General features: G+C 32.3%; 1 protein-coding gene. It reads left to right on the forward strand.

The window, feature by feature from the left end; all coding sequences use genetic code 11:
* Positions 1-481: proline dehydrogenase family protein (locus KTHG_RS00065; RefSeq protein ID WP_186439470.1), on the forward strand; the 481-nt coding region annotated here is incomplete at its 5' end.
* Positions 482-694 lie beyond the last annotated feature (213 nt).

Genomic DNA, 694 nt, shown 5'->3' on the forward strand with positions numbered 1-694 from the left:
TGAGGCGATGGATAATTTAGAAAAATACAGTGATTATCGATTACGTCTTGTAAAAGGAGCCTACAAAGAATCTCCTGAAGTTGCCTATACTGAAAAAATTGAAATTGATAAAAATTATATTAAATTAATCGAGTATCACTTACTTCACGGAAAATTCACTTCCATCGCAACGCATGATCATCATGTAATTGAACATGTTAAAAGATTTGTAAAAGAGCATCAGATTCCTAATGATAAATTTGAATTCCAAATGCTGTATGGCTTCCGTTCAGATATGCAAAAGGAATTGGCAAAAGAGGGCTATCACTTCACAACATATGTGCCCTTTGGCGAAGATTGGTACGGCTACTTTATGCGCCGTCTAGCAGAGCGTCCACAAAATTTAACTTTAGTAACAAAGCAATTATTCAACAAAAAAGTTTCAACAATTATTGGAGTTACAACAATCGCATTTTTAGCTGGACGTATACTTAAACGCTAATTTGTATAAAGAGTCTGGACAGACCTTATCTCCATTCAATTACAGGTCTGCAACACAAAAGGAATCGTGCCAAAAGCACAATTCCTTTTTTTATGGTCATTTTTTTCGATTGGAAATGTCTTTTCTCCTCAAACTCTTTTGTTATCAATACCAAAAATTCTATTTATTTTTAATAAATTCTCAAAAAAATCATTATTTTCTATTTTTTTAGTT

Source organism: Kurthia sp. Dielmo, from assembly GCF_000307285.2.
GTDB lineage: Bacteria > Bacillota > Bacilli > Bacillales_A > Planococcaceae > Kurthia > Kurthia populi.